The organism is Sphingobium indicum BiD32 (assembly GCF_000382885.1).
Classification (GTDB): domain Bacteria; phylum Pseudomonadota; class Alphaproteobacteria; order Sphingomonadales; family Sphingomonadaceae; genus Sphingobium; species Sphingobium japonicum_C.
This window is the reverse complement of record NZ_CAVK010000137.1, coordinates 1-7,224: the sequence shown is the minus strand read 5'-3', so window position 1 is coordinate 7,224 and position 7,224 is coordinate 1. Positions and strand designations below refer to the sequence as shown.

5 protein-coding genes and 1 riboswitch are annotated in these 7,224 nt (G+C 62.3%); of the genes, 3 read left to right on the top strand and 2 right to left on the bottom strand.

Annotated elements, in window-relative coordinates; all coding sequences use genetic code 11:
- Together EBBID32_RS13485 and EBBID32_RS13480 are read right to left on the bottom strand one after the other, a co-directional pair.
- Window positions 1-510, bottom strand: a 510-nt coding sequence (locus EBBID32_RS13485; RefSeq protein WP_196805663.1) for a circularly permuted type 2 ATP-grasp protein, incomplete at its 3' end; no start/stop codon positions are given.
- 10 nt (window positions 511-520) lie between these two features.
- Entirely contained in the window at window positions 521-3,880 is a 3,360-nt protein-coding gene (locus EBBID32_RS13480; RefSeq protein ID WP_006958774.1) for a transglutaminase family protein, read from the bottom strand.
- 138 nt (window positions 3,881-4,018) lie between these two features.
- A riboswitch (TPP riboswitch) is annotated at window positions 4,019-4,128 on the top strand.
- Between the two features lie 43 nt (window positions 4,129-4,171).
- On the opposite strand from EBBID32_RS13480, the gene thiC reads away from it, so the two are divergent.
- The 3 genes from thiC (at window position 4,172) to EBBID32_RS23630 (ending at window position 7,162) form a co-directional block, all read left to right on the top strand.
- Window positions 4,172-6,163, top strand: coding sequence for a phosphomethylpyrimidine synthase ThiC (thiC, locus tag EBBID32_RS13475; protein ID WP_006958770.1), 1,992 nt, complete (start codon window positions 4,172-4,174; stop codon window positions 6,161-6,163).
- A gap of 139 nt (window positions 6,164-6,302) precedes the next feature.
- Window positions 6,303-6,479, top strand: coding sequence for a hypothetical protein (locus EBBID32_RS24590; protein WP_196805662.1), 177 nt, complete (start codon window positions 6,303-6,305; stop codon window positions 6,477-6,479).
- Window positions 6,476-7,162: a Fic family protein gene (locus EBBID32_RS23630; RefSeq protein WP_081628090.1), complete on the top strand. Its 687-nt coding sequence runs from the start codon at window positions 6,476-6,478 to the stop codon at window positions 7,160-7,162. Before EBBID32_RS24590 ends, EBBID32_RS23630 begins: the two co-directional genes overlap by 4 nt.
- Window positions 7,163-7,224: the final 62 nt, after the last annotated feature.

Sequence of the window (7,224 nt, the reverse complement as noted above, 5' to 3'; positions counted from 1 at the left end):
GGCCAGAACGCGCCATTCGCCCGCCGGGCCACGGCCGATGTCGGCCGCATAGAAATGGAGATGATGGCCGCGTGGCGGCGGCGTGCCGGTCATCACCCGCCAATAATGCGGGCTGCCGGTGATGACGCTGGCGGGCAGCTTGCCTTCGTGCACCAGCGACTGGCTGCCGTAAATATCGCCGATCACCTGTTCCAGCAAGTCGGCGCGCTGGGCCAGACCCTGTTCGATATGCGCCCATTCGCCCGCATCGATCAGCATCGGGATCGGCCCCAATGGCCAGGACCGTTCCTGTTCGTCCCCGGTCAGGCGGAACGCCATCCCCAGGTCGATCGCCTGCCGCGCGACATTGTCCGCCAGCATCGCGGGATTGCCCTGCGCTTGGCTGGACAGCCGGTCCAGCATGGCGCGCCAGCGATTCTGCATGGCGGGCGCTGCGCCGGCAAACAGATCGCCAGCGGGCGCACTGGCCAGATAGGCGTCGGCCCAGTTCAGTCTTGCGTCAGCGTCCACCAAAACGCCCTCAAGCGCCCGGATGCCTGAAGCGCAGGTCCAGTGTCATCGGAAACTCGCCCGCCGGTTCGGCGGCGGGCATGTCGACCGGGCCGGGGGTATGGCCATGGTCCTGAAAGCGCGCCTTGCGCCGCGCTTCGGCCTCATAGCCGTTGATCGGCAGCGTGTCGTAATTGCGCCCGCCCGGATGCGCGACATGATAGACGCATCCGCCCAGCGACCGCCCGCTCCAACTGTCCAGCACGTCGAAGGTCAGCGGCGCATTGGCGGGCAGGTTGGGATGCATGCAATTGGCCGGTGCCCAAGCCTTGTAACGGACGCCGCCCACGCCTTCGCCCGGCACGGCGGTCGCCGTCATCGGCACCTGCCGCCCGTTGCACGCGACGATATGGCGACCCGCGACCAGACCTGTTGCGCGGACCTGCAATCGTTCGGTCGAACTGTCGACATAGCGCACCGTGCCGCCGATCGCCCCGGTTTCGCCCAGCACGTTCCAGGGTTCGAGCGCATGGCTGATCTCCAGGTTCACGCCACCCGCATCGACTGCGCCATGGATGGGGAAGCGGAATTGCCGCTGCGCCTCGAACCAGTTGGGGTCGAAATCATAGCCCGCGCCGCGCAGGTCGGACAGGATTTCCAGAAAATCGGCCCAGACGAAATGGGGCAGCATGAAACGGTCATGCAGGGTCGTCCCCCAACGCACCAGATTGCCCTGCTGCGGTTGCCGCCAGAACCACGCTGCCAGCGCGCGGATCAGCAATTGCTGCGCCAGGCTCATCCGCGCTTCGGGCGGCATTTCAAAGCCGCGAAACTCCAGCAGCCCCAGCCGTCCGGTCGGGCCATCGGGCGAAAACATCTTGTCGATGCAGATTTCTGTGCGGTGGGTGTTGCCCGTCACATCGACCAGCAGGTTGCGGAACAGCCGGTCGACCAGCCATGGGGGCGGCGACGCGCCTTCGCCCGCAAACGGGTTGGGTACCTGCGCCAGCGCGATCTCCAGCTCATAAAGGCCGTCATGCCGGGCTTCGTCGATGCGCGGGGCCTGGCTCGTCGGGCCGATGCACAGGCCCGAGAAGAGGTAGGAGAGCGAGGGATGCCGCTGCCAGTAGAGGACGAAGCTCTTGAGCAGGTCGGGCCGCCGGATGAAGGGCGAATCATTGAGCGTCGGCCCGCCCAGCACGATATGATTGCCCCCGCCGGTGCCTACCGACCGGCCATCGACCATGAACTTGTCGGCGGTCAGATCACATTCGCGGGCATAGGCATAGAGCTGCTCGGTGATCGCGACCGTCTCGTCCCAGCTCGATGCTGGGTGGACATTGACCTCGATCACGCCGGGGTCGGGCGTCGCCTTCAGCACCGCGATGCGCGGGTCTGGCGGGGGCGAATAGCCCTCGATCCGCACCGGAATCCGCAGCGCTTCGGCTGCCGCCTCGACCTCGGCGATCAGCTCCAGATAATCTTCCAGCGCCTGCACCGGGGGCAGGAATACCGACAGATAATGGCCGCGCGGCTCGACCGTCACGGCGGTGCGGACGGCGCCTTCGATAATGACCTGCTCGACCCGCGCCTGCGCCTCGACCCCGCCCTCTGGTCCTGCAACCCGCTGCGACTGTTGCGCACGCACTTCCTCTACATTGGCCTGTTGCACCAGCTGCACCCGGAAATCGGGCAAGGGCTCGCGCGGTTCGCTGGTGTCGCGGGGGTGGATATAGGGGTATTCGGACGGCGGCACATAGGGCAGGGAGCCGAGCGGCAGGCGATAGCCCAGCGCCGAATCGCCCGGCACCGCGAACAGCTTGCCACGCCGCAACTGCCAGATTTCGCTCTGCCAGCGGGGCTTTGCGACCTGGCTTTGCCAGCGCTGCACCGGCAGGACATAGCCGACCGGCTGGTCCAGCCCGCGCTCGAACGTCTTGACCATCCGCGCGCGCGCTTCGGGGTCGCTGATCTTGGGATCGTCGGTCGTGGCGTTGATCGGCAGGTCGGCTTCCTTGATCGACCAGACCGCCGGATCCTCGAACACCGCATGGGTATATTCGTCGGAAAAGCCCATATTGCCGGCCATATGGCTCAGGAAAGCGCGGGCATCGTCCGGCGTCACCGTCCGCGCCCCGTCGGGCGCATCGTCGGGCGCGATCAGGCTCTCGTCGCGCCAGATCGGCGTGCCGTCGGTGCGCCAATAGACCGCATAGGCCCAGCGCGGCAGGCTTTCGCCCGGATACCATTTGCCCTGCCCATGATGCAGCAGGCCGCCCGGCGCAAAGGAAGCCCGCAGCTTGCGGATCAGCCGGTCGGCATAGGCCGCCTTGGTCGGGCCGACCGCGTCACCATTCCATTCGCCCGCGTCGCCGCCGTCCACCGCCACGAAGGTCGGCTCGCCGCCGATGGTCAGCCGCATGTCCTGCGCCTGCAAATCAGCGTCGACCTTCGCCCCCAGCGCCATCACCGCGTCCCAGCGCTTGTCGGTGAAGGGCTTGGTGATCCGCACCGCCTCGGCAATGCGGCTGACGGTCATCGCGAAATCGAAATCGACCTCGGCGGGTTCGGCCATGCCGCTGATCGGCGCGGCGGACTTGTAATGCGGGGTCGCGCACAGCGGAATATGCCCCTCGCCCGCAAACATGCCGCTGGTCGCGTCCAGCGCCACCCAGCCCGCGCCCGGCACATAGGCCTCCGCCCAGGCGTGCAGGTCAACGACGTCTTGGCTGACCCCCTTCGGCCCCTCGATCGGCTCGACATCAGCGACCAGCTGGATCGAATAGCCCGACACGAAGCGCGCGGCAAAGCCCAGCCGCCGCAGCAATTGCACCAGCAGCCAGGCGGAATCGCGGCACGATCCCGTCCCGATCTCCAGCGTCTCCTCCGGCGTCTGCACGCCCGCCTCCATGCGGATGACATAGCCGACCTGCTGTTGCAGGCGGCGGTTCACCTCGACCAGAAAGTCCACGGTGCGGCTCTGATAGCCGTCATATTGCGCCACCATCGCCTCGAACATCGCGCCCTGCGGCTCGATGTCGAAATAGGCGGCCAGATCGGTTTTCAGCTGATCGTCATAGGCGAAGGGATAATTTTCCGCGTACGGCTCCACGAAGAAATCGAACGGGTTGATGATGTCCAGATCGGCGAGCAGGTCGACCTCGATACTGAAATGATCGACTGGCTCTGGAAAGACGACGCGCGCCAGCCAATTGCCGTGCGGGTCCTGCTGCCAGTTCAGGAAATGCCCCGCCGGTTCGATCTTCAGCGCATAATTGGGCACCTTGGTCCGGCTGTGCGGCGCGGGGCGCAGGCGGATGACCTGTGGGCCAAGCCGGATCGAGCGGCTGTAGCGATAGGCGGTGCGGTGGTGGAGCGCGGCTTTGAGCATGGCGCGGATCAAACGCTACCCCCTGTTGCAATGCAATATGCAAATGATTTGGCGGGCAAAGAATCTGCGCCATCGCGGCCCGCCCCGGCGATGCGATGACAAGATACTGGACCCCGCGCGCCAAACCCCTTACGCTTCGCACCATCCCCGGGGGACCGTCCGCAGACGGTTGAGAGGCGGCTTTGTGGCCGCGACCCGCTGAACCTGATCCGGCTAACACCGGCGTAGGGAGGGTAAGCGCGCACTCACACCGCCCGCATTCTCTCTCTTTCGCTGCAAGGAGAGTGACTTATGGCAGACGTCCCCGCCCGCACTGAAATGCGCGTTACGACAGGCGCTATCCGTGGATCGAAGAAGATCCATGTCGGCCCGCTCAAGGTCGCGATGCGCGAAATCACGCTGGAGCCGGGCAGCGGCGAGGCGCCGGTGCGGGTCTATGACACGTCCGGTCCTTACACTGATCCCAATGCGCAGATCGACATCATGGCGGGCCTGCCGCAGTTGCGCCGCGACTGGATATTGGCGCGGGGCGATGTGGAGGAATATGATCCGCGCGAGGTGAAGCCGGAGGATAATGGCCTCAAAGGCCCGGATCGCTCCGGTGGCGTCGCGCAATTTCCCGGTCTCCACCGCCGCCCCTTGCGCGCCAAACCGGGCGCGAATGTCAGCCAGATGCATTATGCCCGGCGCGGCATCATCACCCCGGAAATGGAATATGTCGCCGAGCGCGAAAATCTGGGTCGCGCGCGCCTCGCTGAATATATCCGCGACGGCCAGGATTGGGGCGCGACCATCCCCGATTATGTGACGCCCGAATTTGTCCGCGATGAAGTGGCGCGCGGCCGGGCGATCATCCCCAGCAATATCAACCACCCCGAATCCGAACCGATGGCGATCGGCCGCAATTTCCTGGTCAAGATCAACGCCAATATCGGCAACTCAGCCGTCGCCAGCGACGTCGCATCCGAAGTCGACAAGCTGGTCTGGTCGATCCGCTGGGGCGCAGACACGGTGATGGACCTGTCCACCGGCCGCAACATCCATGACACGCGCGAATGGATATTGCGCAATTCGCCGGTCCCGATCGGCACCGTCCCCATCTATCAGGCGCTCGAAAAGGTCGGCGGCGTGGCCGAGGATCTGACCTGGGAGATTTTCCGCGACACGCTGATCGAGCAGGCCGAACAGGGCGTCGACTATTTCACCATCCATGCCGGCGTGCGCCTCGCCTATATCCCGATGACGGCGAAGCGCGTCACCGGCATCGTCTCGCGCGGTGGCTCGATCATGGCGAAATGGTGCCTCAGCCATCACAAGGAAAGCTTCCTCTACGAACATTTCGACGAGATCACCGAAATCTGCAAAGCCTATGACATCGCCTATTCGCTGGGCGACGGCCTGCGCCCCGGATCGATCGCCGACGCCAATGACGAAGCGCAGTTCAGCGAACTCTACACGCTGGGCGAACTGACCAAACGCGCCTGGGCACAGGATGTGCAGGTGATGATCGAGGGACCGGGCCATGTCCCCATGCACAAGATCAAGCAGAATATGGACAAGCAGCTCGAAGCCTGCGGCGAAGCCCCCTTCTACACGCTGGGACCGCTCACCACCGACATCGCGCCGGGCTACGACCATATCACCAGCGGCATCGGCGCGGCGATGATCGGCTGGTACGGCACGGCTATGCTTTGCTATGTCACGCCCAAGGAGCATCTGGGCCTGCCCGACCGCGACGATGTGAAGGTCGGCGTGGTCACCTACAAACTGGCCGCCCACGCCGCCGACCTGGCCAAGGGTCACCCGGCGGCCAAGGTCCGCGACGACGCACTGAGCCGCGCACGGTTCGAGTTCCGCTGGAGGGACCAGTTCAACCTGTCGTTGGACCCCGACACGGCCGAGCAATATCACGACCAGACGCTGCCAGCCGAAGGCGCGAAGTCGGCGCATTTCTGCTCCATGTGCGGGCCTAAGTTTTGCTCGATGAAGATCACGCAGGAGGTAAGAGAATTTGCTGCCGGAAGGGCAGCAAATAGCCTCCATCCGGGGGATGGAGGCGATCTCGCAACCCGCGATTTTGCGGCGAAGCAGAATCAGGAAGCCGACGCCTTCATCGCGGCCAATCCTCCCCGGCACGGGGAGGGGAACCAGCCGCAGGCTGGTGGAGGGGGCGCGCCGCTGGACGCGGCCCTTGCCGAACAGGGCATGGCGGAGATGAGCCGCGTGTTCAGGGAAACGGGAAGTGAACTGTATATGGGCGCTGGGGATAGGGAGCGGGATTGATATAGTTTAGGGCGTAGGTCGCCTTTGTTGAACACCCACGATTTGCGACGAACGAGAAGGAAACTCGCTTGTTGATACCTTTGGCAGCCCTTATGGTTTATACAGTTGGTATGTTGCCGGAAGCTCCGAGGAGAATTTTATGAATGCGAATTTAAGGGAGCTAATCGAAGCTTCTAAAGCGCAGCCGATGTCTGATTATCAGAAAGAAAGGCAGCGTCGTAGCTTCGCGTATGGCAACGCTCATATTGAAAATGCGCTTGTAACTAGACAAATGGTTGATGAAGCTGCAGACAAGCTTGGTAAGCATGACAAGTGAGTGATAATCAGAGGCATAGTGAAGCAGCTAGTGCTTCTTTAATCACTGATCCAATTGAAGAAGCACGGCGAGAATCTGAGAATGCGGTCGCGCAATTCGATCGAGTGCTGGATTTGATCGACGATGTTGTGAGGGGTGATCGTCCCTTTCGACTTCGTCCTTCAATGATGTTGGATTTACATCGTGTTGCGATGGATGGCTTGTCATTATATGCTGGCACATACCGGCCGGGCGATGTCAAGATAAGCGAGAGTAAGCACGTAACTCCAACTGCGGCAGCAGTCGCTGGTTTGGTCGAAGAAATGTGCGATTATGTCATGGAGCAGTTCTCTGAAGCGACTGCATTGCATCTTTGCGCATATGTGATGTGGCGTCTGAACTGGATACATCCGTTCCCAGATGGCAATGGAAGAACCTCTAGGGCTCTCTCGTATTTTGTGCTTTGTGCAAAGTTAGGCTATCGGCTACCAGGATCGGAAACGATACCGGAACAAATCGCTGCAAATAAGGCACCTTACTATAATGCGCTTGAAGCTGCAGATGAGTCTGAGAAGGCTGGAAAATTAGATTTATCGTCACTTGAACAGCTTTTGGATCGTCAACTAGCTGCTCAATTGTTGTCTGCATACAAAGACGCAAGCGATCCTGGAATTATACAAACGGGTGAGCGGAAACTACATTGAGATAGCCATGCAAGCCTATCGGGTATGCTACGGGTTAATAATTAGGGCGTGGTGACGATTTA

Excerpts from the sequence above, each read along its gene's own strand:
- EBBID32_RS24590 (WP_196805662.1), top strand. The coding sequence starts at position 6,303 with ATGAATGCGAATTTAAGGGAGCTAATCGAAGCTTCTAAAGCGCAGCCG.
- thiC (WP_006958770.1), top strand. The coding sequence starts at position 4,172 with ATGGCAGACGTCCCCGCCCGCACTGAAATGCGCGTTACGACAGGCGCT.
- EBBID32_RS13480 (WP_006958774.1), bottom strand. The coding sequence starts at position 3,880 with ATGCTCAAAGCCGCGCTCCACCACCGCACCGCCTATCGCTACAGCCGC.